The 25,633-nt window shown below is 71.0% G+C and carries 24 protein-coding genes and 1 pseudogene; 18 read left to right on the forward strand and 7 right to left on the reverse strand.

All coding sequences use genetic code 11. The features are described from left to right. Nucleotides 1–36 precede the first annotated feature (36 nt). Entirely contained in the window at nt 37–2,091 is a 2,055-nt protein-coding gene (locus AC3EUV_RS29825; RefSeq protein WP_435604277.1) for an ATP-binding protein, read from the reverse strand. Between the two features lie 296 nt (nt 2,092–2,387). Here AC3EUV_RS29825 and AC3EUV_RS29830 point away from each other — a divergent pair, with 296 nt between their 5' ends. The 9 genes from AC3EUV_RS29830 to AC3EUV_RS29870 all read left to right on the forward strand — a co-directional run bounded on the left by AC3EUV_RS29830 (nt 2,388) and on the right by AC3EUV_RS29870 (nt 10,421). Next, the gene (locus tag AC3EUV_RS29830; protein WP_435604278.1) at nt 2,388–3,380 is read left to right on the forward strand and encodes an alpha/beta hydrolase; all 993 of its coding nucleotides are present in this window, start codon (nt 2,388–2,390) and stop codon (nt 3,378–3,380) included. Nucleotides 3,381–3,509: 129 nt separating this feature from the next. Continuing rightward, the gene (locus AC3EUV_RS29835) at nt 3,510–3,866 is read left to right on the forward strand and encodes a DUF4333 domain-containing protein (RefSeq protein WP_432144551.1); all 357 of its coding nucleotides are present in this window, start codon (nt 3,510–3,512) and stop codon (nt 3,864–3,866) included. Nucleotides 3,867–4,303: 437 nt separating this feature from the next. Next, the gene (locus AC3EUV_RS29840) at nt 4,304–5,536 is read left to right on the forward strand and encodes an ATP-binding protein (RefSeq protein WP_432144552.1); all 1,233 of its coding nucleotides are present in this window, start codon (nt 4,304–4,306) and stop codon (nt 5,534–5,536) included. After that, nucleotides 5,533–5,946 (forward strand): roadblock/LC7 domain-containing protein, encoded by a 414-nt coding sequence (locus AC3EUV_RS29845; protein ID WP_432144553.1) that lies wholly within the window; start codon nt 5,533–5,535, stop codon nt 5,944–5,946. Before AC3EUV_RS29840 ends, AC3EUV_RS29845 begins: the two co-directional genes overlap by 4 nt. Beyond that, nucleotides 5,943–6,323, forward strand: a complete 381-nt coding sequence (locus AC3EUV_RS29850) for a DUF742 domain-containing protein (RefSeq protein WP_327223260.1) — start codon at nt 5,943–5,945, stop codon at nt 6,321–6,323. The genes AC3EUV_RS29845 and AC3EUV_RS29850 overlap by 4 nt, the downstream gene beginning before the upstream one ends. Further along, on the forward strand, nt 6,298–6,888 hold the full coding sequence (locus AC3EUV_RS29855; RefSeq protein ID WP_387240774.1) for a GTP-binding protein: 591 nt from the start codon (nt 6,298–6,300) through the stop codon (nt 6,886–6,888). The genes AC3EUV_RS29850 and AC3EUV_RS29855 overlap by 26 nt, the downstream gene beginning before the upstream one ends. 10 nt (nt 6,889–6,898) lie before the next feature. Continuing rightward, nucleotides 6,899–8,251, forward strand: a complete 1,353-nt coding sequence (locus tag AC3EUV_RS29860; RefSeq protein WP_432144554.1) for a cytochrome P450 — start codon at nt 6,899–6,901, stop codon at nt 8,249–8,251. Nucleotides 8,252–8,474: 223 nt separating this feature from the next. After that, entirely contained in the window at nt 8,475–9,608 is a 1,134-nt protein-coding gene (locus AC3EUV_RS29865) for a cytochrome P450 (RefSeq protein WP_432144555.1), read from the forward strand. A gap of 51 nt (nt 9,609–9,659) precedes the next feature. Continuing rightward, on the forward strand, nt 9,660–10,421 hold the full coding sequence (locus tag AC3EUV_RS29870) for an enoyl-CoA hydratase/isomerase family protein (protein WP_432144556.1): 762 nt from the start codon (nt 9,660–9,662) through the stop codon (nt 10,419–10,421). A gap of 67 nt (nt 10,422–10,488) precedes the next feature. Here the strand turns inward: AC3EUV_RS29870 and AC3EUV_RS29875 are convergent, their stop codons facing one another. Continuing rightward, nucleotides 10,489–11,031 (reverse strand): gamma carbonic anhydrase family protein, encoded by a 543-nt coding sequence (locus AC3EUV_RS29875; RefSeq protein WP_432144557.1) that lies wholly within the window; start codon nt 11,029–11,031, stop codon nt 10,489–10,491. Between the two features lie 141 nt (nt 11,032–11,172). Here AC3EUV_RS29875 and AC3EUV_RS29880 point away from each other — a divergent pair, with 141 nt between their 5' ends. Beyond that, entirely contained in the window at nt 11,173–11,937 is a 765-nt protein-coding gene (locus AC3EUV_RS29880; RefSeq protein WP_432144558.1) for an acyltransferase, read from the forward strand. A 42-nt stretch (nt 11,938–11,979) separates the two neighbouring features. Here AC3EUV_RS29880 and AC3EUV_RS29885 read toward each other — a convergent pair whose 3' ends face one another. Continuing rightward, nucleotides 11,980–12,849 (reverse strand): EamA family transporter, encoded by an 870-nt coding sequence (locus AC3EUV_RS29885; protein WP_435604279.1) that lies wholly within the window; start codon nt 12,847–12,849, stop codon nt 11,980–11,982. A gap of 112 nt (nt 12,850–12,961) precedes the next feature. Between AC3EUV_RS29885 and AC3EUV_RS29890 the strand changes: the two genes are divergently transcribed. Together AC3EUV_RS29890 and AC3EUV_RS29895 are read left to right on the forward strand one after the other, a co-directional pair. Further along, nucleotides 12,962–13,534, forward strand: coding sequence for a helix-turn-helix domain-containing protein (locus tag AC3EUV_RS29890; RefSeq protein ID WP_435604280.1), 573 nt, complete (start codon nt 12,962–12,964; stop codon nt 13,532–13,534). Nucleotides 13,535–13,577: 43 nt separating this feature from the next. After that, entirely contained in the window at nt 13,578–14,135 is a 558-nt protein-coding gene (locus AC3EUV_RS29895; protein WP_435604281.1) for a YbaK/EbsC family protein, read from the forward strand. 36 nt (nt 14,136–14,171) lie between these two features. On the opposite strand, the gene AC3EUV_RS29900 is transcribed toward AC3EUV_RS29895, so the two are convergent. Continuing rightward, nucleotides 14,172–14,741 carry a DUF5919 domain-containing protein gene (locus AC3EUV_RS29900; RefSeq protein ID WP_432144562.1) on the reverse strand — a complete coding sequence of 190 codons (570 nt, stop codon included), beginning with the start codon at nt 14,739–14,741 and terminating at the stop codon, nt 14,172–14,174. A 624-nt stretch (nt 14,742–15,365) separates the two neighbouring features. Between AC3EUV_RS29900 and AC3EUV_RS29905 the strand changes: the two genes are divergently transcribed. Together AC3EUV_RS29905 and AC3EUV_RS29910 are read left to right on the forward strand one after the other, a co-directional pair. Further along, nucleotides 15,366–15,845, forward strand: coding sequence for a glycine-rich domain-containing protein (locus AC3EUV_RS29905; RefSeq protein ID WP_432144563.1), 480 nt, complete (start codon nt 15,366–15,368; stop codon nt 15,843–15,845). A gap of 39 nt (nt 15,846–15,884) precedes the next feature. After that, on the forward strand, nt 15,885–16,016 hold the full coding sequence (locus AC3EUV_RS29910; protein WP_432144564.1) for a hypothetical protein: 132 nt from the start codon (nt 15,885–15,887) through the stop codon (nt 16,014–16,016). A 77-nt stretch (nt 16,017–16,093) separates the two neighbouring features. Here AC3EUV_RS29910 and AC3EUV_RS29915 read toward each other — a convergent pair whose 3' ends face one another. Both AC3EUV_RS29915 and AC3EUV_RS29920 read right to left on the reverse strand, forming a co-directional pair. Next, the gene (locus tag AC3EUV_RS29915; RefSeq protein WP_432144565.1) at nt 16,094–16,501 is read right to left on the reverse strand and encodes a CoA-binding protein; all 408 of its coding nucleotides are present in this window, start codon (nt 16,499–16,501) and stop codon (nt 16,094–16,096) included. 173 nt (nt 16,502–16,674) lie between these two features. After that, the gene (locus AC3EUV_RS29920) at nt 16,675–17,457 is read right to left on the reverse strand and encodes a type VII secretion system-associated protein (RefSeq protein WP_432144566.1); all 783 of its coding nucleotides are present in this window, start codon (nt 17,455–17,457) and stop codon (nt 16,675–16,677) included. A 261-nt stretch (nt 17,458–17,718) separates the two neighbouring features. Between AC3EUV_RS29920 and AC3EUV_RS29925 the strand changes: the two genes are divergently transcribed. The 4 genes and pseudogenes from AC3EUV_RS29925 to AC3EUV_RS29940 all read left to right on the forward strand — a co-directional run bounded on the left by AC3EUV_RS29925 (nt 17,719) and on the right by AC3EUV_RS29940 (nt 23,740). Continuing rightward, the gene (locus AC3EUV_RS29925) at nt 17,719–18,345 is read left to right on the forward strand and encodes a YigZ family protein (RefSeq protein WP_387240812.1); all 627 of its coding nucleotides are present in this window, start codon (nt 17,719–17,721) and stop codon (nt 18,343–18,345) included. 307 nt (nt 18,346–18,652) lie between these two features. Then, complete coding sequence (locus tag AC3EUV_RS29930; protein WP_387240815.1) at nt 18,653–19,819, forward strand: exonuclease SbcCD subunit D; 1,167 nt, start codon at nt 18,653–18,655, stop codon at nt 19,817–19,819. Then, complete coding sequence (locus AC3EUV_RS29935; RefSeq protein ID WP_432144567.1) at nt 19,816–23,070, forward strand: AAA family ATPase; 3,255 nt, start codon at nt 19,816–19,818, stop codon at nt 23,068–23,070. Before AC3EUV_RS29930 ends, AC3EUV_RS29935 begins: the two co-directional genes overlap by 4 nt. Before the next feature lie 153 nt (nt 23,071–23,223). Beyond that, nucleotides 23,224–23,740, forward strand: a pseudogene (locus AC3EUV_RS29940) (SDR family oxidoreductase). A gap of 120 nt (nt 23,741–23,860) precedes the next feature. Here AC3EUV_RS29940 and AC3EUV_RS29945 read toward each other — a convergent pair. Beyond that, entirely contained in the window at nt 23,861–25,555 is a 1,695-nt protein-coding gene (locus tag AC3EUV_RS29945; RefSeq protein WP_432144568.1) for a DUF885 domain-containing protein, read from the reverse strand. Between the last annotated feature and the right edge of the window lie 78 nt (nt 25,556–25,633).

Here is a 25,633-nt window from a genome sequence, read left to right on the forward strand (position 1 = left end):
TGTCCGCCTTCGAGGCGACCCCGGGCTCCCCGGCCTTCATGGCCCCGTCCGCAACCGCGAGAAGAACGGCTGCGGCGGTACGTCCGGCCCGCCGGGCCGCCACCACGGGGCCTCCTCGTCAGGGTCCGGCGGCGGCTCCCCGTCGCGCACCTCACGCCGCAGACCGGACAGCAGATCGCGGGCCCCGGCGATGAACAGCGGGTCACCGATGAGCTTTTTGGCCGCCAGCGCCGCGCGGCAGGCCCGCAGCGCCGCCGCCGGCTCCCCATGGGCGCGCTCGGTCGCCGCACAGGCGTAGAGGACCGTCGAGTACAGCCAGAAGTCGCCGTCCGAGTGCCGGCTCTCCCAGGCGCGACGGGCCGCGTCCCGGGCCCGCTCCGCATCGAACGACGACAGGGCGACGGCGAGCAGCGCCCAGCTGTGGGCCGGCCCCGGGCCGAACCACGGGTCCCGGGAACGGTGCGCGGCCGCCTCCTCCAGACAGGCCACCGCCGCCGCGGTGTTCCCCCGGTGCAGCGCCAGCACTCCGTGCGCATGCGCGATACGGGCCAGCCCGTCGGAGTCCGCATGCATCACGGCCGCCGTCCACGCCTCGTCGAGCAAAGCCTCCGCGGCGCCGAGCGCGTGCTCCTGCGCCGCGAGGTATCCGGCCAGCCACAGCGCGCGGGCCCGCAGCGCGGTGTCGTCCCGGGAGAGCAGCAGCAGCCGGTCCAGATGCGCCCGCCCCTCGCGGCGGAAGCCGCAGGCCGCCCAGTGGAACCACAGCGATACCGCGATCTCCAGCGCACCGAGCGCATCCTCCGCGTCCTGCGGGGGCCGGGTCAGCGCCGCATCGAGGTTGACCTGTTCGTCCTCCACCAGACGTACGGCGACCTGCTGATGGGGGCCCTGCCAGGCGATCTGGGCCTCCGCCGCGAGCGCCGCGCAGGCCTGCCGGAACCGTCGCAGCGCCGCGGCCTCCTCACCCGCCTCGCGCAGCTGTGTCCGCCCGAAGTCCCGTGCGGCGCGGGGGAGTCGGTAGCGCGGCGGCAGCGCCGCCCCGGTGTCTTCCTGCGTGCCCCCGGCGTCCCGTACGCGCTCCACGACCGAGGCGGTGAGCAGCCGTTCCAGCGCGCCCTCGACCGCGGCCGCAGGAACGTCACAGCTGGTGCAGACACAACCGGCGAGCCAGGGGTCGAAATCGCCGGGCAGCACCGAGAGCCGGGCCCAGACCCGCCGGTCGGTGGGCGAGCAGAGGGCGTAGCCCGCGGCCTGCGCGGCGTAGAGCGAGGTGTGCCGCACGGTCGCCGCCGGCCCCGAGTAGAACAGCGGACCGTCCGACCCCACCTGGGCCGCGAGCTGCGGCAACGACATCCGGTCCAACTGCTGCGCGGCCAGCGCGATCGCCAGCGGCGAGCCCTCCAGCGCCTGGCACACGGCGACCAGGAGCTCCGGCGTCGCGGCCCCGGCCCGTGCGGCCAGCAGCTCGACGGCCGGCCCGGCGATCCCCTCGCCCAGCGTCACCGGAAGCGGAGCGATCGCGACGGTCCGCTCCTCGGGCAGCCCGAGCGCACCCCGCGCGGTCGCCACGATGCGCAGCGTGGGATCGGCCCACAGCAACCGGCGTACGAGCTGGGCGCATTCGTCGCGCAGCGGATCGCAGTCGTCCAGCAGCACCGTCGCGCGATACCGCCGGCAGTGCGCGGCGAGCGCGGCAATCGCCGTATCGTCCGCCGGAGCGCGCCCTGTTGGGGCCTTTGCCGGTCCCGTCCGGCCCTGCACCGGTTGGTCGACGCAGGACGGGGCGGCCCGCCGGACGAGGGCCGTCGTGGTGTCCCGGCGGGCGCCGTCCGCCGGCCGCGCCGCCCGGAGCAGCGCCTCCGTCAGCCCGCCCTCGGGCAGACCGTCCCAGCAGCCGACGCGGAGGACCGTGCCGTCGTGCCGGGCGGCGTGCTCCTCCAGGACGGCGCGGGCCAGCACGCTCTTGCCCACTCCCGCGGCTCCGGTGAGCGTCACGAGCGGGGCGCTACCCAGCAGCCCGGAAACCAGCTCATGCTCAACGGCCCGCCCCACTACGCCGGGCAGCGGCCGGCGATCGGCCCTCGCGGTCATCGGTCATCCCCAACCACGGCACAGCGCCGCGCCCTTCGGAATTGAGAATCCACCTTGCCAGAACCGACCGACCGGTAAACAACCCGTGGCCTCATCGAACGAGGGAAACCCGGCCGGTGTGCTTGACGTGCTGATGTGTTGTTGTGTGCAGCCGGGCGCGCGGACCACCAGGTCAGGGTGGCCGGGGGCGGCATCGGGGGCGCCCCCGGCGATCTTGAAGTGAGGTCCTGCGACCGGTGGGTTGGTGGCAGCGTGACTGCCCGCGGCCGGCCCGAGTAGCCAAGGAGAACGTCCCGATGAAGTGTCTGCGCGCCCGCGTTGCGGTGAGTGTGGTGGCCCTGGGGCTGTTGGCCGGCTGCGGCGACGGCCGTGCCACCGTCCACGCCTCCGGTGTGCCGCAGCCGCCGGCCCGTGCCGCGGACGCCCGCAACGGACAGCCCCGGGTGGTGCCGCCCCGCGGACCGCGCTCGTCCTTCATCGCGTTCCGGCCGACCGGGGGCGGCACCCGGGTCGTCACGACGAAGTGGCACGGCCGCAAGTCCGGTTTCACCGGCGCCATATGGGCCTGGGTGCCGCCGGAGTACCACCAGGCGCGCTACGCCAGGAGCGGCTTCCCGGTGCTGATCGCGCTGCCCGGTGCCTACGGATTTCCGTTCAACTACTGGGCGGGGGAGGGCTTTGCGCTGGAGGAGCGGATCGCGAAGTGGTCGCGCCAGGGCAGGACGCTGCCGTTCATCGTCGTGATGCCGGTGCTCAATCCGGGCCGGACGTACTACGACGGCAGCGACATCCCCGGGCAGCCCAAGATGGGCACCTGGCTGACCGAGGACGTGCCGGACTTCGCGCGGGCCAACTTCCGTACGTACGACAGCCGTGACGGCTGGGCCTTCATGGGCTCCTCGTCCGGGGGCTTCGCCGCGCTGAAGGCCGTCCTCAAGGAACCGCAGAAGTTCAAGGCGGCTGTCGTCAACGGCCCTGATACCGCCCCGGATTCACCGCTGTGGCAGGGGCATCCGGCCGAGATGCGGGCCAACGACCCACGCCATCTGGCCCGGCGGCTGGCCGCGCGCAAGGGCCTGCCGGTCTATCTCGCCTTCGAGCTCGGGAGCAAGGAGGCGGCGGTGCCCGATGTGAAGCGCTTCATCAGGGACTACACCGGCGGACCGGTCCACTCCACGCTCTTCGAGATACCGCACGGTGTGCACAGCGGGCACACCTACATCCGGCGGATGGGCGACTCCCTGCACTGGATCAGCCGGCGGATGCAGGGACCCGTACCGTCCGTGTGACGCACCGTCGTCTGCCGGGCGCACGGCCGGGGGCTCCTGTTGCCGTATGTGAGCCACCGGCAAGAATTGGCCGTGACCCGGCACGTGGGCACGGCCGGTGTCCGTGTGGTGCCCAGGGGAAGGAGAACTGTGCGGAATCTGCGAGCTGTCGGCCTGGTGCTGGCCGGTACGGCTCTGCTGGCGGGCAGCTTCACGGCGGGCAGCCGGTGGCTGACGGACCGGGATGTGACCAGTGAGGTGGACGGGACGTCCGAAACCGTCCCACGCGACGAGGTCGCCCGCTCGATCTCGGGCCATCTGTCGCTTCCGGTGATCCCCAGGGGCCCGCGCTCGGTCGACTGCGCGAAGGACCTGCGGGCCGTCAAGGGGGCCCGGACCCACTGCACGGCCCACTATCTGCGGGGCACCGACCGGGACATGACCGTACGGGTCGTACGGGTCCGCGGCGGCAAGATCACCTATGTCCATGACGCACCCCATCGCTGACCTTTGCTGACCGCTCTTGTACGTTGCGATCGCTATGCCGTCGGGGCCGGCACATCAACGGTCCGTCAGGAAGCGGGCGGACCGGTTGCGCCGCAGGACCGGCATCAGCGCCCAATGGACCCAAAGTGGGCCTTTGTTGAATCTGCTTCAGATGCTGCAACTGTTCAGATCGCCGTTGGACGGCGGGTGTTGCTGTGATGCTAAGATCATCGCACTTGCCAACCGGGTACTCACCTGCTAAGGCAAGAAAGAAATTCCGCGCATTGGCCTAAGAAAACCGCCACCCCGGGGAGAACTATGCCATTAGCCGGCCCTTCGATGGCTTTCTGGCAGGCGACTGTGCGCGGCCGTACACGTATGTCTGGAGCCGTGGGCGATTCTCTACGTCGCAGCCAGGCATACGACACCTGGTGGCTCCGTCGTCCGAAGAGAGTCCTATGACGCAATATTTCCAGGATCCAGCGTTCTGGGGATTGATCGCTGGTACCCCTGTTGCTGCAACCGCGATTGTCCGCGGCAGAATGAAGATCGCGGATCTTCGAAAAGAAAAGGCCGAGCTCAAGCAGCACTACGCCAATCTTGAGGATCACTACACGGAGGCCGTTGAAGAGGCTAAGGATCGAGCCGAAGAGGCCACCAAGACGACCCTGAAGGCCGCCATGCGGACCCTCCAGGGCCTGGCGAGCGAACAGCAGCTGGCGATTTCCAAGCTTCAGGACACCTATGGCGAGCACAAGATCCTTCAGGATCTGCTCGACATCGACCACATGAACTCGCAGTTCGCGCGACGGGCCCAGTCCATCGCCGTGCTCTGTGACGGCTGGCTCGGCCGGCGCCGGAACAACGCCTCGCTCTACGATGTGGTCCGCAGCGCCAAGGGCCGTATTCGCCATTTCACCCGCGTCGAGATCCGGTCGCAGAGCAATTTCGCCATCGTGAGCCGTGCGGTGGAACCGGTCGCGCTGGTGCTTGCCGAACTGCTGGACAACGCCACCAGCTATTCGGCGCCGGAAACGATGATCGAGATCAATATCCGGCCGGTGCCCAAGGGCGTCTGCATCGTCGTCGACGACGCCGGTGTCGGTATGAACGAGGAGGAGAAGGCACGGGCCGCTCAGCTGCTGTCGAGCGAGAATGCGGCCAGCGTCTCCAGCCTCGGTAACCCGCCGCAGTTCGGATTCACGGTCATGGGTGTGCTCGCCGCCCGCTACGGCTTCACCGTCTCGGTGGATTCGACCTCTCCCTACGGTGGCGTGCGCGCGGTCGTCCTGCTCCCCGACGATCTACTGACGTCTCTGCACGAGCCCGAGGAGAGCCCTGCCGTGGCCGCGTCCGCTCCGTTGCCGCCTGAGAACGCCCCTGGTCACCCGGCCCCTGGCGCCCCGGCGCCGGCCATGCACGGATACCCGCCGGCCGGCCCCCCGGCTCCCGGCCCGTCGCCGCTGGGACAGCCGGCCCATGCCCGTCCGGTTCCCGAGACCACGGCCGGCGGTCTGCCGAAGCGGCGCCGCCGTGGGGCGATTTCCATTGTGCCGACCGAATCCGAGGGCACACAAGCTCCGGTCCGTGACAGCGCAAAGGCGGCGTCCGTCATGGGTGCATTCCAGCGCGGCACGCAGTCCGGCCGACGTTCCACCGATGCAAGCAGTGAAGGGCCTGAGGTTCAGTGAACTACGATCTGTCGTGGATGCTTGACAGTGCTCTGGAATTGCCGGAAGCACAGCATGCCATCCTCGTCTCCGCGGACGGTCTGCTCATGGCCCGTTCGAAGGACGTCGGCCGGGACCACGCCGATACCGTCGCTGCGGCCATGAGCGGAATGCAGTCGCTGAGCCGTACGGTCGCCGACTTCTGTCTCGGCGGGGTGTCTGCGAACCGGCCGCAATGGCGGCAGACACTGGTGGAGTTCGACCACGGCTGGGTCTTTCTGATCTCGGCCGGCGAAGGCGCCTATCTCGCGGTTTCGGCGTCGCCCGATGTCGACATGGCCGAGATCACCTTCCGTATGCAGCAGCTGGTGGGTCAGCTCGGTAAGGCACTGACCAGCCCGCCTCGTGAGAGGGCTGATATTCAGCCATGACCACCGACGACGAGCCGGAGCTGGAACACGAAGCAGCGGAATTAGTACGGCCGTACGTCATCACCAACGGCCGCGATCTTCTTGACGGCAGTGACTTCTCGCTGATCACCCTGGTCACCGTGCACGCGGAACCTCCCCGCACGAAACCTCTCGATCCGGAGAAGCTCAGCCTGCTGGAGCTGTGTTCGGGGGGTTTCCTCTCGATCGCCGAGATAGCCGGGCACACCCGGCTGCCGGTGGGCGTCGTCAAGATTCTGGTGTCCGATCTGGCGCGCGAGGGATATCTCTTCTCCCGCGCGCCCATACCTACCGCTCAGCTTGTCGACCGGCAAATCCTAGAGGAGGTGCTGAATGGGCTCCAGGCTCGCTTTGGATGACGGCGTGTACCTGCGCAATTCAGTGCAGACCGCGGCAAAGATCCTCGTGGTCGGCCACTTCGCCGTGGGGAAGACGACATTCATCGGGACCATGTCCGAGATTCCGCCGCTGCGGACCGAAGAGATAATGACCCAGGCGGGCGCCGGAATAGACGACCCGAAGGGCGCGCCCGAGAAGACCACGACCACGGTCGCCATGGACTTCGGTCGGCTCACGCTCAGCGAGAAGCTGGTCCTCTATCTGTTCGGAACGCCCGGCCAGCAGCGCTTCGTTCAGGTGTGGGAAGACATGACGCGAGGTGCGCTCGGGGCGCTGGTCCTGGTCGACCCCAAGCGGCTCGACGAGTCGTTCCCTGTCATGGACCTGGTGGAACACTACGGAATCCCCTACGCCATCGCCGTGAACCGCTTCGACGGGACGCCCGCGCACTCGCTCGACGAGATCCGGGAGGCTCTGGACCTGCTTCCCGAGACGCCTGTGGTCAGTTGTGACGCACGGGACCAACGTTCCTCGGCCGATTCACTGATCGCACTCGTCCGATATCTCCAGTCCCGCCTCAACTAGGAGTTCAGGCATGCAATCTCACTCGGAATTCCAGAGCCCACCGCCCGGCTGCCCCGCGCACGCCGGCGGCGAAAGGGCGCCCCTGCACGGGCCGGAGTTCGCCGCCGCGCCGGACGCTTTCTACGACATGCTGCGGCAGTACGGACCCACCGCGCCCGTCGAGCTGGCTCCCGGAGTGGAGGCCGAACTCGTCACGGAGTACGCCACGGCACTCCATGTCCTTCAGAACCCGGACACCTTCGCGCGGGATTCCCGCCGCTGGCGCGCGCTGAACGAGGGGCGGGTTCCGCTGGACAGCCCGGTGCTGCCGATGATGATGTACCGGCCGAATTGCATGTTCTCGGACGGTGCGGATCATCTGAGGCTGCGTCAGGCGGTGACGGAGAGCTTCGGGCGCCTGGACATGCACCGGGTGAGCAGGCATGTCGACCGCGTCGCGGCGTACCTCACCGACCAGTTCGGTGCCCGCGGCAAGGCCGACCTGATCAGCGACTATGCGCAGCTGCTGCCGCTGCTGGTCTTCAACGATCTCTTCGGCTGCCCGGCGGAGATCGGCGACCGGCTGATCAGCGCCATCTCCAATCTCTTCGACGGGGTCGATGCGGAGCGGGCCAACGAGGTCATGGCGGGGGCCCTGTTCGAGCTGGTGGCCCTGAAGCGCGTCACGCCGGGTGAGGACATCACCTCCTGGCTGATGCAGCACTCCTCGCGGCTGTCCGACGAGGAGATGGTCCATCAGCTCGCCCTGCTCATCGGGGCGGGCACCGAGCCGGTGCAGAACCTCATCGCCAACGCCCTGCGGCTGTTGCTGTCCGACGAGCAGTTCGCCGGTGGCGGTGGCGATCTCCTGGTCGAGGACGCCATCAACGAGGTGCTGTGGAACAGCCCGCCGATCGCCAACTACGGCACCCACTACCCGGTACACGACGTGGAACTCTCCGGGAACAAGCTGGCAGCCGGAACCCCGGTGCTGGTCAGCTTCGCGGCGGCCAACGGGGACCCCAGCCTGTCCGCGACCCGGCAGACGTTCAGCAAGCGCGCCCACCTGGCCTGGGGTGCCGGGCCGCATGCCTGCCCGGCGAAGGATCCCGCGCTGCTGATCTCCATACGGGCGATCGAGAAGCTGCTGAACACGCTGCCGGACATCGAGCTGGGCGTGCCGGCCGAGACGCTGACCTGGCGGCCCGGCCCGTTCCACCGGGCGCTCAACGCGCTGCCCGCGCGCTTCACTCCCGTACGCAGCGAGCGACGGGGCCCGCAGTCCGGTGCGGCCGGGCCCGGGGATGCCCGCAACCGGGGACAGCAGAACAAGCCGCAGAAGGGAAGCTGGTGGAGCGGATTCCTCAGCTGGTGGCGGGTGTGATGTTCACGACAGGTTGAATGTCCGAGCGTCGCATGAACGTTCGGCGGCAGGGGTATGCAGGGCTGGCGACTTACTGATTGATCTTCCGAAAGAAGGTGTCGCCTTGCAGCCCGCCCTGGCCGCTGCCCCCATTGACCGACGCAGTGTGGTTTCGCTTTTCTCCCGTCTGCGCACGGCCGATGGCCAGTCGAATTCATTGCCGTTGTACACGAAACTCAGGGCGATGGGGGATATCGTTCAGGCGCCCTGGGGTGGCTACTTGGCGACCTCGTACGGGCTTTGCCATCAGCTTTTGCGAAGTAGATCCTGGCGGGTCCCGGACAGTGCCTGGCGGGCCCGCCAGGACGATGCGACCCGCTGGAACGCCTCCGCGTCACGCCAGATGGGTGACACGCTGCCGATGCTCAACCCACCGCACCACACGCGGGTGCGGCGCTCGTTGGGCAACGTTTTCGACCGTAAATCCCTGGCCGACATGAAGAGTTCGGTCGAGCAGACGACGGACCGGCTGCTCGACCGTTTCGAAGAAGAACTCGCGTACGGCCCGGCCGATTTCTGTGCCCTGGTCAGTGAAGAACTTCCGGTGATCACCATCGGCGAATGGCTGAAAATTCCGCCCGCCGACTACGGTCTTCTGCGTTCGCTCACCCATGACCAGGTGTACACCCAGGAATTGTTCCCGACGCCGAGTCAACTCGCGCTCTCCGATGAATCGACTCGCCAATTGCGGGAGTATTTCACTGCCTTGGTGCGCGAACGAAGGCGAAAACCGGGCAATGATCCGGTCTCGTCCTGGCTGCGCGTCTGGGACGCACAGGAGCCCGACCGGGAAGCCGCCGACGAGGCCGTCTACGCCCTCACGCTGTTCATGGTCCTGGCGGCGCTGGAGACGACCGCACATGTCCTGTCCAGCGCGGTCCGGCTGCTCCTGGAGCACCCCCGCCAGCTGAACTGGCTGCGGGCCAACCCCGAGCAGATACCGGACGCGGTCGACGAGGTGCTCCGCTACGACGCCCCGATCCACATGATCAGCCGGGTGGCTCCCGAGGACACCGAACTCGGCGGGGTGACCGTCCGCAAGAACGAGATGGTGCAGCTCATGGTCGGCGCCGCCCATCACGACCCGAACCACTACGCCGCCCCGGAGGTCTTCGACATCCGCCGTGGGGCGTCCCATCTCAGCTTCGGCGGCGGAATTCACTTCTGCCTGGGCAACGCGCTGGCCCGTATGGAGGCGGAGTGCCTGCTCACCGGGCTGCTCGAGCGGATGCCGGGGCTGCGGATCAGCGCCCCGCCCGTATGGGAGCCCCGGGTGGCCTTCCGCCGCCTGATCACCCTTCCGGTCGTCCGTGTCTGACATCCCCGGCACGGGTCTCCCGCACAGCGGAACAACGAATCAAGGAAATCCATGATCCACGACTTCAAGTCCCTCCTCGTGACACAGGAAGGGCCCGTCCTCACGGTGCAGTTGAACAGCGCCGAGACGGGAAACGCCCTCAGCGGTGCGATGCTCGACGAGCTGCTCACCGTACTGGGCGCCCTGGACGACGACCCCGGGATCAGGGTCCTGGTCTTCTCCGGCGCGGGCGAGGACTTCTGTCTGGGCGGTGACCGCGCGGAATTTCCCGCCCTGCTCGCCGAGGACCCCAGTGGCGTGGGGCTGCGCACGCTGGGCAACAAGGCGCGCCGGGTGTGCGATGCCCTGGCGAGCACCGACGCGGTGACCATCGCGCGGCTGCACGGCGGGGTGGTCGGGGCCGGTGTGGGCCTGGCGGTCTTCTGTGATCTGCGGGTCGGCGCGGACACCTGCCGCTTCCGGCTGCCGGAGCTGGGGCTGGGGGTGCCGCCGGCCTGGGGCGGGATCATGCCGCGGCTGCTGCACGAGGTGGGTGCGGCGAGGATCCGTGAGCTGATATTGACCGCCGACAACTTCGACGCCGCCACCGCGCAGGAGCTGTCCATCCTGCACAAGGTCGTCCCGGAGGAGCAGCTCGACCGTGCCGTCACGCAGTGGATCAAGCCGCTGGTCCGCCGTTCCCCCTCGGCGCTGCGGACCGCAAAGCTGATGCTGAACGCGTACGCCAACGTCAACCGCCTCGCGGACGCCAGCCTGTTCGACGCCGAGCTGCTGTCCTCCGCGCTGACCGTCGCCGCCTCCACCCGGCGCTGAAGCCGCCGGCCGCGGCGCAGACCGTTTCACGGCCCGCGCCGCGGCGGCCGGACCCCGCGCAGACGGCTCAGTCCTCGGCGCCGCCCGCGACCGCTTCCCGGTGCTGTGCCGCCAACTCCAGATACATGACCGCATTGAGCTTGATGGTCTCGCGCTCCTCGTCGGTCAGCTGCCGCTTTACCTTCGCCGGGACCCCGGCGACCAGCGAACCGGGCGGGACCTGCATGCCCTGGGGGACCAGCGCCTGCGCGGCGACCAGCGAGCCGGCGCCGATGTGCGCGCCGTTCAGCACCGTGGCACCCATGCCGATCAGGACGTCGTCCTCGACGGTGCAGCCGTGCAGCACCGCGTTGTGCCCGACCGAGACCCGTGCGCCGACGGTCACCGGGAAGCCGGGATCCACATGGACCGTGCAGTTGTCCTGGATGTTGCTGTCGGCGCCGAGCACGATCGGGCCACAGTCCGCCCGCAGCACCGCCTGGTACCAGACGCTGCTGCCCGGAGCCATCGTGACCTCGCCGAGCACGACGGACGTCGGGGCGGTGAACGCCTTCTGATCGATCTTCGGCTCCTTGCCGCCCACCGGTGAAATCAACGCCCGTGCCGTCATCCTGGACCTCCTCGTCGTTCTGCGCCGCGCCGACAGCACCGTAGACGACGGGCGCGGTGCCGGGCGGTCCCGGGCGCCGGTGGGGCGAAGATCACAGCCCGCGGCGGGGCCGTCCGGCCGCGGGCTGAGTACGGTGTGCGAGTGCCGATAAACCAGAACGTGTTCTCGTCTGTCGCGGCCTGGCGGCGCCGGGCCGTGTCGCGCGCCGTCCACCGTGGCACGCGCTGGGTGCGCGAGGCCGCGGCCGTGACGGCCGAGCGCCCGGGCCCGTACCGCTTCCGCCGGATCGGCACCGGCACCCGGCTCGCCTACCCGCAGGGCACGGTCTTCGGCGACCCGTGGATCGAGCTCGGTGACCACTGCATCATCGCCCAGGACGTGACGCTGACGGCGGGCATGATGCCGGACCTCGATCTCGGTGCGGAGCCGATCCTCACGCTGGGAAACGGTGTGGTGCTGGGCCGCGGAAGCCATGTGATCGCCGATGTCCGGCTGACGATCGGCGATGACTGCTTCTTCGGCCCCGGCGTCTATGTCACCACCACCAACCACAGTTATGACGACCCCGAGGTGCCGGTCGGCAAACAGTGGCCGCGCAGCGACCCGGTCGCCATCGGTCCCGGCAGCTGGATCGGAACCGGTGCGGTGATCCTGCCCGGGGCGCGGCTGGGCCGGAATGTGGTGGTCGCGGCCGGTGCGGTGGTCCGTGGTGAGGTCCCCGATCACGCGGTGGTCGCCGGTGCGCCCGCCCGGGTCGTCCGCCGCTGGGACCCCCGGCAGGGCTGGCAGCCGCCGCTGCGCACACCGGCGCCGGTGCCGATCCCCGAGGGCGTCACCCCGGAGCAGCTGGTCGCGCTGGAGGAGTGGCAGGCGGCGGAGTCCGGCGAGGCGTACGAGACGTCCTGACCCGGCGTCAGGCGCGGGGGACCGCAGGCGGCCCGGCCGCGGTCAGCCGCCGGAGGCGAGCAGGGCCGAGCCGACCAGCGCGAGGGAGGCACCGGCCGTCTGGATCGCCCGCAGCCGCTCCTTGAGGATGCCGAGCGCGGCGAGTGTGGTGACGACCGGGTAGAGGGAGGCGAGCACCGCCGCCATGGTGACCGGTCCGCTCTGGGCGGCGAGGGCGTAGGTGCCGTTCGCGGCGACATCGGCGATGCCGACGAAGCCGAGTGCGGGCAGCGCGTCCCGGAGGGCCGGCAGCCCGCCCTCGGGCAGGGCCGGGGTACCGCGCCGCACCGACGCGTAGAGCGCGACGCCGCCGACGGCGACATTGCACAGCCGCTGCACGAACAGGGCGAGAAAGAGCCCGGTCACGGTCGTCGACGCCTCCGAGATCAGCGCCATCACCGCGCCGAAGCCGAGCGCCGAGATCACCGTCAGGGTGATCGTCCGGCCGGCCACGGAGGCACCGCTGATCCGCGGTCCGCCGGCCAGCACGACACCGACCACGGCCACCAGCATCCCGGCGACCTGGACCAGGCCCGGCCGCTCACCCGCCAAAATCCCGACGCCGAGTGGAACGAGCACGGTGCCGAACGAGGCGAGCGGGGAGACCACGCCCATCGGGCCGAGCGCCAGCGCGCGGTAGAAGCAGAGCATGGCCGCGGGGCCGACGACACCCGCTCCGACCGCGAACCACAGCTGCGGACCGGCCTCCCGCCAGCTGCCGGTGGCCAGCACGATGGCGCCCAGCGCGAGGGCGGCCAGGGCCTGGGAGACCACCACTACGGTCAGCGCCTGGAGCCGTCGGGTGAGCAGTCCGCCGCCGAAGTCGGCGAGCCCCCAGAGAAGGCTGGTGGCCAGGGCGAAGACCGCTGTCATGGTGAAACCTCGCAGTACAGTGAACCGGACGCTGAAGTACACCACACCGTAGTGCAACAGGCTGCACTGAGGTATCGAATATATTGGCCTTGAGTCTCGACTTGGACGGACCGTGACGGATCTCGACCAGCTCACCCAGTCGCTCGCCCGTAACCTCAGACACTGGCGTGCCGAGCGCGGCTTCACCCTCGATGCGCTGGCGGCCCGCGCCGGTGTCAGCCGCGGCATGATCATCCAGATTGAACAGGCCCGTACGAACCCCAGCGTGGGGACCACCGTCAAGATCGCCGACGCGCTCGGCGTCAGCATCACCACGCTCCTCGACTACGAACAGGGCCCGCAGGTACGCATCGTGGCGCCGCAGGAGGCGGTCCGGCTCTGGTCCACCGACGCCGGCAGCTTCACCTCGCTCCTGGTAGGCGCCGAAGCACCCGGACCGTTCGAACTGTGGGACTGGCGGCTGATGCCCGGCGACAGCAGCGGCTCCGATCCGCATCCGCCCGGCACCGTCGAACTGCTGCATGTCCGGGCGGGCACGCTGACGCTGGTCGTGGAGGGCGAGGAGCACGAGGTGCCCGCCGGCGCCTCGGCGACCTTCGAGGCCAAGGTCCCGCACGGCTACCGCAACGACGGCACGGAACCGGTCGAGATGACCATGTCGGTGATCATCCCGCCCGTCCGCTGAGACGGCCCGCAGCCCGGCCGCCCCGGCTGTTAGCTTGACGGGCATGCCCGTCCCTATGGATGCCTTTGACGAGGTCCGGCCCGCCGTCGAGTGCCTGGACCTGCTGCCCGAGCCGGTGGCCGCCGCGATCCGTGCCTGGAGCGGTTCCGTACCCGTCGAGGAGCTGCGCCACGTCGACACGGATCCGGCGATCGCGGACACCGCGCTGCTCGTCGAGCGCTACGGCCCCTGGCTCCTGGAGCAGTCGGCGAACTGCGTGGTGGTGGCCGGCAAGCGCGGCGGCGAGACCACCCTGGCCGCCTGCGTCGTCCTCTCGCACACCCGCGTCGACGTCAACGGAGTGGTGCGCCGTCAACTGGGCGCACGCAAGGCGTCGTTCGCGCCGATGGACAAGGCGGTCGGCGCCAGCGGGATGGAGTACGGCGGGATCACCCCGATCGGCCTGCCCACCGACTGGCCACTGCTCGTGGACGCCGCCGTCATCGACACCCCCTACGCCCTGATCGGCAGCGGCAGCCGCCGCGGCAAACTCATCGTCCCCGGCAAGGCCCTGGCCGAACTGCCGGGCGCGACGGTGTTGGACGGCCTGGGGGTGGCCTGAGGGCTGCGGGCCCGGCCGGTCGCGTGCGTCCGTGGACTACAGCTGTACCGGTCGGCCGTCCTCCCACAGTGCCGTCACGTGACTGGCGAACCGGTCGTACAGCCCGTCGTCCTCCAGCCGGCGGAGGTGGAGCATGGGGGACTCGTCGCCGAGCAATGAGGCGATGTGCGGGGTGACGAGCATTTGGTCATCGAACTGGAAGACGGACAGCGCGATGTGCTGATCGCTGAATCGGGCTTCGATCCCACGGGTCTCGCCCATCTTCCCCAGGGCATCCAGCGTGATCTTGATGCGCGTGCTGACCGTGAGGGGGACGCCCTCCACTTCTTCCCGCTTGCGGGTGACGTCCGACTCCGGATCGCCGACCAGGAAGCGGATCCGGACACCGGCATCGGCCTTGGCCTTCAGCCGCGCCCCTAGGCGGGGGTGCTGCTGCCACAGGAAGTAATTGGTGTAGCCGGCGAACGCCAGATTCTGGGATGCCCCGTCGATGAGCGACGCCCACAGGGACGTGGGGGCGGCGCTACGGAAAGGGTAGGCCGCGATGATCTCGCGGTCGTGCCCCGTCTTGACGTGAGAACGCACCGACTTGGGCCACAGAGCCATGGGGGCCACTCCTAGCGCGCGGCCGACATCCTCCTGGGTGGATTCGCGGGGAGCCCGGTCAGGGTTGCTCAGCCATCGTTCTACGGTCTTGTGTTCAACCCCGACCATACGTGCTAGCTGTCGGGGCCGGACGCCGGCACTCGCCATAGCGTCTCGCAGCGCAGCATTCAAGGTCTCTCCCCGGGACGTATGGGCCACTGAGGACGATAGAGCCGAAGAGGCCGTTCCGTCCCGACTATGGGCATACCAACGTCCCCTGTGGCGGCGTCTATTGGATACATGAGCGAACCGAGAGGGATCCAGACGCCCTCGATGCAGCTGACGGAGCCGTACGGAGGACTGTCTACGCCGTCTCCGAACTGCCCAGACTGCACAGCGTGGGTGAAGGTGCGGGACGAGGCGCGTAAACGCCGGGACTACGCGGCAGCTGCGATCGCATCAACGGAGCTTCTCCTCCACAACCGGAAAGAGACCTCTGGCGGCGGACCCACCAGACCCCGGTGAGGTCATGACCGGGGCGCTCCCTGCACCGAAGAAGAGAAGAGCCGTCTCCGGCCGAATGCCTGGACAGCGATCACGGCCGGAGGCGGCAGCCGTACGACACAACTGGAAGAAGGGCCGCACATGTTAACGGTAAGCGATCTGATCAGCCCGGCAGCATTTCTGAGCGTCGTCGGGACCGTGCAGGACGCCAATCCCGGTATGGACGCGGGTATGGCACAGCGCATCGCGAACGAGGGACTGAAGTTCGTGGTCGCCTGCGGCAGGATGCCTGACGTCGCTCTGGCTCCCTCCCGCGTCGTGGACGAAGGCTGGCATGCGCTCATCCTCCATACGAAGGTGTACGAGGAGTTGTGCGCATCGCTGGGCGACTTCGTCCACCACTACCCCGGCTACGCCCCGGACAACTACGACCCGCTGATCTTGGTGCGCACGCAGGACGCCATCCGCATTGCCGGGTACGACGTCGACGAGGAGCTGTGGGGAGCCCCGACGGGTGATCAACTCATCGCGGTCTCCGCGAAGTGTCAGCACTCGCCGTCGGACACCGGGCCCATCAAGCCCATGCCGACGCCCCGCCCGCCGTGCCGGGACAAGCCGTAACCGAGGTCTGCCACACTCGGTGCGTCGATTGGAGCCCCCATGGCCGAGTTGATCAATTCGCGGTACGCCGCCCTCGTGGCTGCCTACCGCGAGGCTCAGGTGGAGGAGCAGGAGGAGACGATCCCCGTACGGGGCTTCATCCTCCCTGACGCCGAGCCCAGGCCCGAGTAACACAGCGCACCCCCGAAGCCCCGTTCGCGAGCCAAGCGGACGGGGCTTTTCAGGCCAGGTGCATTCGGCCCGCCTGCTCAGCCCAGACGCGGCAGTTCGATCGCTGGGCAGCGGTCCATCACCATGTCGAGGCCCGAGTCGCGCACGCGGTCCCAGGCCGCCTCGTCGACCACCCCGAGCTGGAACCAGACGGCCTTCGCGCCGACCGTTACGGCCTCATCGGCGACCGGGCCGGCCAGCTCGCTGTTGACGAAGACGTCGACCACGTCGACCGGGAAGGGGATCGCGGAGAGCGAGGGGTAGCCCTGCTCGCCATGGACGTGCTCGGCCTTCGGGTGCACCGGCACGATCCGCTTCCCGTAGCGCTGGAGCACCTCCGCGACGCCGTGCGCCGGGCGCTGGTCGTTGTTGGACAGGCCCACGACCGCCCAGGTGTCGCCGAGCTCGGTCAGAATCCTGCGGATCGTGCTGGGGTCGCCGTACACGCACTGCCTCCTGCGGATGGAAGGGTCCTGTGCCGCTCAACGGACGGCGTGACCCGGAGATTCCCGTCGCGGAGGGCGACCACTCCGCGGGGTGGCGGCAGCCGGTGTGCGCCGTACGGCAGACGCCCCGCCCGAAGGGGAAGACGGGCGGGGCGGGTCTTCTGCGCGGTGGTTCAGTTCGCGCCGCGGGCCATTCCGCTGCCGGCCATCCCGGCCCCGACCACGGTGCTGCCCTTCGCGGTGCGGGCCGGTTTGCCGATCCCCCGGCCGCTGCCGACGGGCTCGGTCCCGCCGGCCCCGGTCCCGGGCCGCGGCGCTACGGGAGCGGCAGGCTCCCGCGCCTCCGTCCCGGTCACCCCGGCCAGCGCCGCACGCAGCTCCTCGGTGTCCACCAGCATGCTCACCGGCCCGGTCGGGTTGAGGTACAGGGCATGCCCCGGCGGCAGCTGCTCGACGAGTTCGGCCACCGGCCGGCGGTCGTACAGCAGCCGGCCCACCGATTCGAGGTAGCTCTGCGAGGTGTAGACGGGGATCACCGGGGTGCCCTCGGGCGAGGCGGCGGCCAGTGGCGTACCGGTGGCGGTCACCAGGACGGAGACCTCCGCGCGTGCCAGCGCCTCCGAGACGTCCTGCCCCGGCCCGTAGCCGGTCGCGGCGAGCTGAAGTGCGCCGTCGACCGGGTCCGTCGGCTCGGACCAGTCCAGCATCTGGGGCGACGGCCGGTACTCCGGATTGTCCCGCCATTCCTCGATCTCGCCCGTCGGGCCCGACCGCCACTGGCCGATCAGCGCCCAGAGCGGTGGCGGCCCCTCTCCCCGCCAGGTCAGATCCACCATGGCCAGCCAGTGGTCGGGCGCCGTGCGTGCCGCCTCGATGACCTCCGGCGGGGGCTCGGGCATCTCGTCGCCCGTCACCGGGGCGCCCGCCGTCATCGCCGACTGTGTGCTCTCTTCCATGCAGCCCTCCGCAAACCCGCCGTTCCTACCTGTACGAGCGGGGCCCCGGAAACGAGGCTCTCGCACCGCCCTCACAGTGCCCACGGGCAGCGCGGACGTCTCCCCGACGCACCGTGCGGACGGGGCGGGTACGCCGCGTGGCCGTGCGCACTGCGCCCGTACGGCGGACCCCCGCGCCCTTACGGCGGACACCCCCGCGCGGCGCGGGCCACCGGGACCGGCCGTTGCCCGCCTGTCAGAGGGGCCGCATAGGCTGGTCCGATGCAGGAGCAGTACCGCACGCTCGCGCGCGAGGGTGTCCACGAGATCGAGATCAACAAGTCCCGCTTCCTCTGCGCGCTCGCGCCCGTCGCGACCGAGACCGAGGCCCAGGACTTCATCGCGCGCATCCGCAAGGAGCACCCCACCGCCCGCCACCACTGCTTCGCCTACGTCCTGGGCGCCGACGGCGGTATCCAGAAGGCGAGCGACGACGGCGAGCCGGGCGGTACCGCGGGCGTGCCGATGCTTCAGATGCTGGTGCGCCGCGAGGTCCGTTACGTCGTCGCCGTCGTCACCCGCTACTTCGGCGGCGTCAAGCTCGGCGCCGGCGGCCTCATCCGCGCCTATGGGGGCGTCGTCGGCGAGGCGCTCGACACACTGGGCACGGTCACCCGGCAGCGCTTCCGCCTGGTGACGGTCACCGTCGACCACCAGCGGGCCGGCCGGGTGGAGAACGACCTGCGCACCACTGGGCGGGCGGTGCGTGAGGTGACGTACGGGGCGGAGGTACGCATCGAGATCGGGCTGCCGGAGGCCGATCTGGACGCCTTCCGCGCCTGGCTGGCGGACACCACGGCCGGTACGGCGCGGCTGGAGCTGGGGGGTGAGGCTTATGGGGAGCTCTGAGTGGGCGGGTTCGGCGCGTAGTTGACGTCGGCGGAGGCCGGGTGCGTCGCTGCCCGGGCCGGTGGCAGCTCCCTGTCGCTCTACGGCAGGCGTTCCGGTACCGCACCGGCGAGCTGATGCCGTTTCTGTTCGGCTGAACGGCCATGTGGATGCGGACACCTGCACCGGCCACGGATGCAAGAATGAGGCCCGCAAGGAACGGGGTGCGGACAGTGGCCGCCGTGGTGGGAGCCGGTTGCCGGACTGTGGTGGTCGGGTGCTGGCGCGTGGGCTCTCGGAGGGGAAATATGCAGGTCGGAGTGGCTGGGTGAGATTTCTGCACACCTCCGACTGGCATCTCGGGCGGTCGTTTCACCGGGTGAATCTGCTCTCCGCACAGCGCGCGTTCCTCGATCATCTCGTCGAGACGGTGCGTGCCCGGGAGATCGACGCGGTGCTGGTCGCGGGCGATGTCTACGACCGTGCGGTGCCGCCGCTCGCCGCCGTCGAGCTGTTCGACGACGCGCTGCACCGGCTCGCCGGGCTCGGGGTCCCGACGGTGATGATCTCCGGCAACCATGACTCGGCCCGCCGGCTGGGCGTCGGTTCCGGGCTGATGGAGCGGGCCGGCATCCACCTGCGGACCGACCCGGCCGACTGTGGTACCCCCGTGCTGCTCGCCGATGCCCATGGTCCGGTGGCGCTCTACGGGCTGCCGTATCTCGAACCCGCCATGGTCCGCGACACCCTCGGGGCGCGGCGCGCCGACCATGCGGAGGTGCTCGGCGCGGCCATGGAGCGGGTACGGGCCGATCTCGCCGGGCGGCCCGCGGGGACGCGCTCCGTGGTGCTGGCGCATGCCTTCGTCACCGGCGGCGCGGTCAGTGACAGCGAGCGCGATATCACCGTCGGCGGGGTCGCCTCGGTCCCCGTGGCCGTCTTCGACGGGGTGGACTATGTCGCCCTCGGGCATCTGCACGGCTGTCAGACCCTCACCGAGCGGGTCCGCTACTCCGGATCTCCGCTCGCCTACTCCTTCTCCGAGGCCGAGCACCGCAAGTCGTCATGGATCGTCGATCTCGACGCGGACGGCGCCGTGCACGCGGAACGGGTGGACTGCCCGGTGCCGCGGCCGCTGGCCCGTATCCGCGGACGGCTGGAGCAGCTGCTGGAAGACCCCGGGCCGGCCCGGCACGAGGACTCCTGGGTCGAGGCGACCCTCACCGACACCGCTCGCCCGCATGAGCCCATGGCCCGGCTGGTCAAGCGCTTCCCGCACCTCGTCAGCCTGGTCTTCGACCCCGACGACGGGCCCACCCGCTCGCTGGCGTCGTACGCGCAGCGGCTGCGCGGACGCAGTGACCAGGAGATCGCCGAGGACTTCGTGGAACATGTACGGTCCGGCCGCGCGGCCGATGAGCAGGAGCGGGCCGAATTGCGCTCGGCGATCGACGAGGTACGTGTCGGCGATATGGCGGCCGAGGTGGCGCGTTGAGGCTGCACCGGCTCTCGCTCACCGCCTTCGGGCCGTTCGGCGGCACCCAGACCATCGACTTCGACCGGCTGACACGGGACGGTCTCTTTCTGCTGCACGGCCCGACGGGGGCGGGCAAGACCTCGGTTCTGGACGCGGTGTGCTTCGCGCTGTACGGGTCGGTCCCCGGGGCGCGGCAGAGCGGCCAGGCGCTGCGCAGCGATCTGGCGGACCCGCTGACGCTCACCGAGGTCGTCCTCGAACTGACCGTGGGCGAACGGCGGTTGGAGATCACCCGGCTGCCCGAGCAGCCACGCCCCAAGAAGCGGGGCACCGGCACGACGAAGGAGAAGGCACAGAGCAGGCTGCGGGAGTTCGTGCCGGCCGGGGGCGGGGAGCCGGGGGATGGCGACGGGCCGGGGGCCGGCGACGGGCCGGAGGCCGGTGGTCACTGGAAGGCGCTGAGCCGTTCGCACCAGGAGATCGGCGAGGAGATCGGGCAGCTGCTCGGTATGAGCAAGGAGCAGTTCTGCCAGGTGGTGCTGCTGCCGCAGGGTGACTTCGCGCGCTTTCTGCGGGCCGATGCCGAGGCGCGCGCCCGGCTGCTGGGGCGGCTCTTCGACACCCGGCGGTTCGCCGCGCTCGAGGAGCAGTTGACCGCGCGCCGCAGGGCCGCCGCGGACACCGTCACCACCGGCGACGAACGGCTGCTGGCGCTGGCGCACCGGATGGCACAGGCGGCGGGGGAGAGCGCCGACCTCACCGATCCGTCGGTCCCGGCGCCGGACCGGGCAGGGACGGCGCCGCCGCAGGGCGGACCGTCGCGCGGACGTACCACGGCGGCCGGCGGGCGCGGGCGGGCGACGGCGGCGACGGCCACGAAGCGGGCGACCGTACCGGGGCAGGCCGGGGCCGTGGAGCCTGGCGGACCGGCCGCATCGGCCCGTAGTGGCGCCGCGGAAGACCCCGCCGCACCGGGCCCCGGCGAGCCGGGCTTCGCGGACGCGGTGCTGGTCAGGGCGGCGGTCGCCCGGGTGAGCGCACGCGAACGGCTGGCGGTCGCGGCCTCCGGGCTGCACACCGCCGAGGCCGCCGAGCGGACGGCGGTCGCGCGCTGGGAGGAGGCCCGTGAACGCGACCGGCTCCAGCAGCGGTACGCGGACGCCCGGCGCCGGGCCGCCCGGCTGGCGGCCCATGCCGAGGAGCGCGCCCGTACCCGCGAGCGGCTGGAGCAGGCCCGTGCGGCCGCGGAGGTCGCGCCCGCGCTGGCGCTGCGCGACGCCGCCTGGCGTGAGCTGGACGCCGCGCAGCGCGCCGAGCGACAGCACCGAAGCCCGCTGCCGCCGGATCTTGCCGATGCGGAGAGCGAGCAACTCGCCCTATTGGAAAGGGAGTTGCGGGAGGATCTGGGATCGCTCGGCGCGGCCCGGCGGGCCGAGCGGCGGGCCGCCGACCTCGGCCGGGAACACGCCGTCCTCGACCGCGAGGCGCGCGCCGACGAGCAGACGCTGCTGGACGCCGCCGAATGGCTCGCCGCATGGGACGACGGCCGGCGCGCCCACCAGCAGCGCATCGAGACGGCGCAGGACGCCGCCACCCGGGCCGAACAGCTCGGCGCCCGTATCGAACCGGCCGCCGAACGCTGGGAAGCGGCCCGCCGCCGCGACCGGCTCAGCGGTGAGGTGCGGTCGGCGGAAGCGGAGCTGCTCGCCGCCAGGGAGCGGTCCGCGGCGGCCCACGAGCACTGGCTCGACCTCAAGGACCGGAGGCTGCGCGGGATCGCCGCCGAGCTCGCGGACGGCCTCCGAGACGGCGAGTCCTGCGCGGTGTGCGGCGCGACCGAGCACCCGGCACCGGCGCGGGCCGGTGCGGGCCATGTCGACCGGGCGGCCGAGGAAGCCGCGCTGGCCGCGCACCGGCGGACCGAGGACGCGCGGGGGCAGGCGGAGTCCCGCTGTCAGTCGGCCAAGGAGGCGCTGGCCGCCGCGGCCGCCACGGCCGGAGATGCTCCGGCCGGCGAACTCGCGGCGCAGGTCGAGGAGTTGCGCGCCGACTTCGCCCACGCCCACGCGCAGGGGGCCGACCTCCATGCCGCCCGCGAGGCGCTCGCGCGCGCCGAGCGTGAATACGAACGGCGTCGCGCCGAGCAGCAGCAGACCGAGCGCCGGGCCGCTGCCCGTACTTCCCACCGGGAGGCGCTGGACCGCGAACGGGCCGCCCTGGAAGAGGAGCTGACCCGGGCGCGCGGCGACAGCCCGAGCGTCGCCGACCGGGCCGCCCGGCTGGAGCGGCAGGTGGCCCTGCTTGCCGCGGCGGCGGAGGCGTCCCGTACGGCCAACTCCTGCGCCCAGCGGCTCAAGGAGGCCGACGCCGGACTGTCCGACGCCGCCTACCGTGCCGGGTTCGACTCGCCGCAGGCCGCCGCGGCGGCGCTGCTCCAGGACGACGCCTGGCGGGCCCTCCAGCGACGGCTCGATGAGTGGCAGGCCGAATCCGCCGCCGTGGACGCCGAGTTGGCCGATCCGGAAGCCGCGGCCGCGGCGGCGCTGCCGCCCGCCGACCCGGCCGCCGCACAGTCCGTGCACCAGGCCGCGGCAGCCCGGCTGCGCACCGCTTCCGCCACTCATGCCGCGGCCCGGGAACGCTGCGCCGAGCTCGACCGGCTGTCCGCCCGCGCCGAGGACGACGCCCGCGCGCTGGCCCCGCTGCGCGCCGCCCACGACCGCATCGCCCGCCTCGCCGCGCTCGCCGCGGGCACGTCCAGCGAGAACGGGCGGCGGATGCGCCTGGAGTCGTATGTGCTCGCCGCCCGGCTCGAACAGGTCGCGGCGGCCGCCAGTGCCCGGCTGCACCGGATGTCCGCCGGCCGCTACACCCTCGTCCACTCCGACGAACGGGCCGGCGGCGCCCGGCGTTCCGGCCTGGGGCTGCATGTCATCGACGCCTGGACCGGTCATGAGCGGGACACCTCCAGTCTCTCCGGCGGCGAGACCTTCTTCGCCTCGCTCGCGCTGGCGCTCGGCCTGGCCGATGTCGTCACCGACGAGGCGGGCGGCACGCGACTGGACACCCTCTTCATCGACGAGGGCTTCGGCAGCCTGGACGAACAGACCCTGGACGAGGTGCTGGACGTGCTGGACTCGCTGCGCGAACGGGACCGCAGCGTCGGCATCGTCAGCCATGTCGCCGACCTCAAGGCGCGGATCCCCGCCCAACTGGAGGTCGTCAAGGACCGGTCGGGCTCGACGGTCCGGCACCGCGTACGGGGCTGAGTGCGGGGGCCGTCACGGGGCGCCGGTCATGGCCGCCGGTCACGGGCCGCCCGTCATGGGCCGCCGGTCACCGGCTGACCGGGCGGCGGGGGGGCGGGCACCGGCCCGGAGAAGCGGGTGACGCCCCGGCCGGCGGTGGCGAGGGTGGGTGTCATGACTTACGACAAGAGCAGGGCCGCCGAGGGCCTCCGGCCCGCCACGGGGGCCGAGGCGCCGGGCCGCGACCCGTTGCCGCTTCTCGGCCGTACCGCCCTGGTCACCGGAGCGAGCCGGCGCCGGGGCATCGGTTACGCCGTCGCCCGGCGGCTGGCCGCCTACGGGGCGGGCGTCTATCTGCACCATTATGTGCCGCACGACGCCCCAGGACCTCGGTGACGGGATGCCGGAAGAGATCGCCTACGGCCTGGCCAAGGGGGCGCTGGCCTCGGCGACCCGCAGCCTGGCCACCACGTTCGCCGCTCTCGGAGTCACCGTGAACACTGTCAACCCGGGCCCGGTGGACACCGGTTACGCGGTCGGCGAGCTCCGTGAGCGGGTCGCCGGATGCTTCCCCGGCGGACAGTGGGGCACGCCCGACGACGCGGCCCGCCTGATCGCTTGGCTGACGACCGACGAGGCGGGCTGGATCACCGGGCAGGTCATCAACTCCGAGGGTGGCTTCCGGCGCTGAAGCCGGGGAACAGCGGAGCCGTCCCACCGGTTCCGTCCCGCTGGGATGCAGGCTGCCCCACGAACGGGGCGGCGGCCCGGCCACCACAGGCAGGGCCCGCCGCCGCCCAGGAAGGCCTGCTCAGAGCGCCGACAGCTCGCTCAGCAGATCGTCCAGGCCCAGCGAACCCTGCGACAGCGCCGCCATGTGCCACGCCTTGAGATCGAAGTCCGCGCCGTGCCGGGCACGGGCCGCCTCCCGGCCTTGCAGCCACACCCGCTCGCCGAGCTTGTAGCCGATGGCCTGTCCGGCCATGCCCTGATAGCGGATGATCTCGCTCTCGACGAAGTCGGCCGGACGGCTGCTGTGCCGGGCGAAGAACTCGTGCGCCAGCTGCGGCGTCCAGCGCTCACCCGGGTGGAAGGGCGAGTCCGCGGGGATCTCCAGCTCCAGATGCATCCCGATGTCGATGATGACCCGGACGGCCCGCATCATCTGCGCGTCCAGGTAGCCCAGGCGGCGTTCGGCGCTGGTCAGGAAGCCCAGTTCGTCCATGAGCCGCTCGGCGTACAGCGCCCAGCCCTCGGCGTTGGCGCTGACGATGCCCACCGTCGTCTGGTACCGCGAGAGCGAGTCGGCGACATGGGCCCACTGCGCCAGCTGGAGATGATGGCCGGGGACGCCCTCGTGGTACCAGGTGGAGACCAGGTCGTACGCCGGGAAGCGGGTCTCGCCCATCGTCGGCAGCCAGGTCCGGCCGGGCCGGGAGAAGTCCAGCGACGGCTGGGTGTAATACGGGGCGGCGGCGCCGCCGGGCGGGGCGATCCGGGACTCGACCCGGCGCACCCGCTCCGCCAGCTCGAAGTGGGTGCCGTCGAGCGCGTCGATGGCCTCGTCCATCAGCGACTGGAGCCACTGGCGGGTCTCCTCGACGCCCTCGACCGCCTCACCGTGCTCATCGCACCAGGCCAGCGCCTCCCATGGCGTTTTCGCGCCGGGCAGCACCCGCTCGGCCTCGGTCTCCATCTCGGCCAGCAGCCGGTGGAACTCGGACCAGCCGTACGCATACGCCTCGTCCGCGTCGACGTCGGCGCCGTTGAAGTAGCGCGCGAGACGGGTGTAGCGCTCCCGGCCCACCACGTCCGGAGCGCCCTCGATGGCGGGGGCGTAGGTGTCGCGGAACCAGTCACGCAGCTCCACCAGCGCGCCGGTCGCCACCTCGGCGGCCTCGGTCAGCTCGCCGCGCAGCGCGTCCGGGCCCGCGTCGGTGAACTCGGCGAACCAGCTGCGGTCCGTGCCGATCCACTCGTCCAACTGGCCGATGACGGTGCGGACCTGGACCGGTCCCGCGGGCAGGTTCTGCTTGCGGCCGGCGTCCAGCGCGGAGCGGTAGCCCTCCAGCGCGGCGGGTACGGCCCGCAGCCGCCGGCCGATCGCCGCCCAGTCCTCGTCGGTCTCGGCGGGGGTGACCGTGAGGACCTCACGGACGTGGTGCAGCGGTGAGCTGAGGTTGCTGACCGTGCGCAGGCCCTCGCCCGCCTCGTGGACCGCCAGCTCGGCGGTCAGCCGCTCGCGCAGCAGCCGGGCACAGACCTGCTCGGCGGCGCTGTCCGCGCCCGGCCGGGCCTCGGCCTCGGTGAGCTTCTCCAGCGTCGTCCGGGCGAGCTGGGCCACTGCTTCCTGGCCCGTCGGAGAGAAGTCGGGGAGCTTGTCGGAGCTCTCGGCGACGCCGAGGAAGGTGCCGGTGATCGGGTCCAGTTCGACAAGGGCGTCGACATAGGCGTCGGCGACCTCGCGGGGCAGCGGGCCGCCCCCGGAAGTAGTGGTGTGGGACATACGGCCATCCTCGTATGGATCGCCCCGCTGCGTCACCACCAAAAAGCTATACGTTGCTGTCGCTTTTCGGCGCCCTCG

The sequence above is a fragment of the Streptomyces sp. bgisy130 genome (assembly GCF_057708345.1).

Excerpts from the sequence above, each read along its gene's own strand:
- AC3EUV_RS29825 (WP_435604277.1), bottom strand. The coding sequence starts at position 2,091 with ATGACCGCGAGGGCCGATCGCCGGCCGCTGCCCGGCGTAGTGGGGCGG.
- AC3EUV_RS29830 (WP_435604278.1), top strand. The coding sequence starts at position 2,388 with ATGAAGTGTCTGCGCGCCCGCGTTGCGGTGAGTGTGGTGGCCCTGGGG.
- AC3EUV_RS29840 (WP_432144552.1), top strand. The coding sequence starts at position 4,304 with ATGACGCAATATTTCCAGGATCCAGCGTTCTGGGGATTGATCGCTGGT.
- AC3EUV_RS29850 (WP_327223260.1), top strand. The coding sequence starts at position 5,943 with ATGACCACCGACGACGAGCCGGAGCTGGAACACGAAGCAGCGGAATTA.
- AC3EUV_RS29855 (WP_387240774.1), top strand. The coding sequence starts at position 6,298 with ATGGGCTCCAGGCTCGCTTTGGATGACGGCGTGTACCTGCGCAATTCA.
- AC3EUV_RS29860 (WP_432144554.1), top strand. The coding sequence starts at position 6,899 with ATGCAATCTCACTCGGAATTCCAGAGCCCACCGCCCGGCTGCCCCGCG.
- AC3EUV_RS29865 (WP_432144555.1), top strand. The coding sequence starts at position 8,475 with ATGGGGGATATCGTTCAGGCGCCCTGGGGTGGCTACTTGGCGACCTCG.
- AC3EUV_RS29870 (WP_432144556.1), top strand. The coding sequence starts at position 9,660 with ATGATCCACGACTTCAAGTCCCTCCTCGTGACACAGGAAGGGCCCGTC.
- AC3EUV_RS29875 (WP_432144557.1), bottom strand. The coding sequence starts at position 11,031 with ATGACGGCACGGGCGTTGATTTCACCGGTGGGCGGCAAGGAGCCGAAG.
- AC3EUV_RS29885 (WP_435604279.1), bottom strand. The coding sequence starts at position 12,849 with ATGACAGCGGTCTTCGCCCTGGCCACCAGCCTTCTCTGGGGGCTCGCC.
- AC3EUV_RS29895 (WP_435604281.1), top strand. The coding sequence starts at position 13,578 with ATGCCCGTCCCTATGGATGCCTTTGACGAGGTCCGGCCCGCCGTCGAG.
- AC3EUV_RS29900 (WP_432144562.1), bottom strand. The coding sequence starts at position 14,741 with ATGGCTCTGTGGCCCAAGTCGGTGCGTTCTCACGTCAAGACGGGGCAC.
- AC3EUV_RS29905 (WP_432144563.1), top strand. The coding sequence starts at position 15,366 with ATGTTAACGGTAAGCGATCTGATCAGCCCGGCAGCATTTCTGAGCGTC.
- AC3EUV_RS29910 (WP_432144564.1), top strand. The coding sequence starts at position 15,885 with ATGGCCGAGTTGATCAATTCGCGGTACGCCGCCCTCGTGGCTGCCTAC.
- AC3EUV_RS29920 (WP_432144566.1), bottom strand. The coding sequence starts at position 17,457 with ATGGAAGAGAGCACACAGTCGGCGATGACGGCGGGCGCCCCGGTGACG.
- AC3EUV_RS29925 (WP_387240812.1), top strand. The coding sequence starts at position 17,719 with ATGCAGGAGCAGTACCGCACGCTCGCGCGCGAGGGTGTCCACGAGATC.
- AC3EUV_RS29945 (WP_432144568.1), bottom strand. The coding sequence starts at position 25,555 with ATGTCCCACACCACTACTTCCGGGGGCGGCCCGCTGCCCCGCGAGGTC.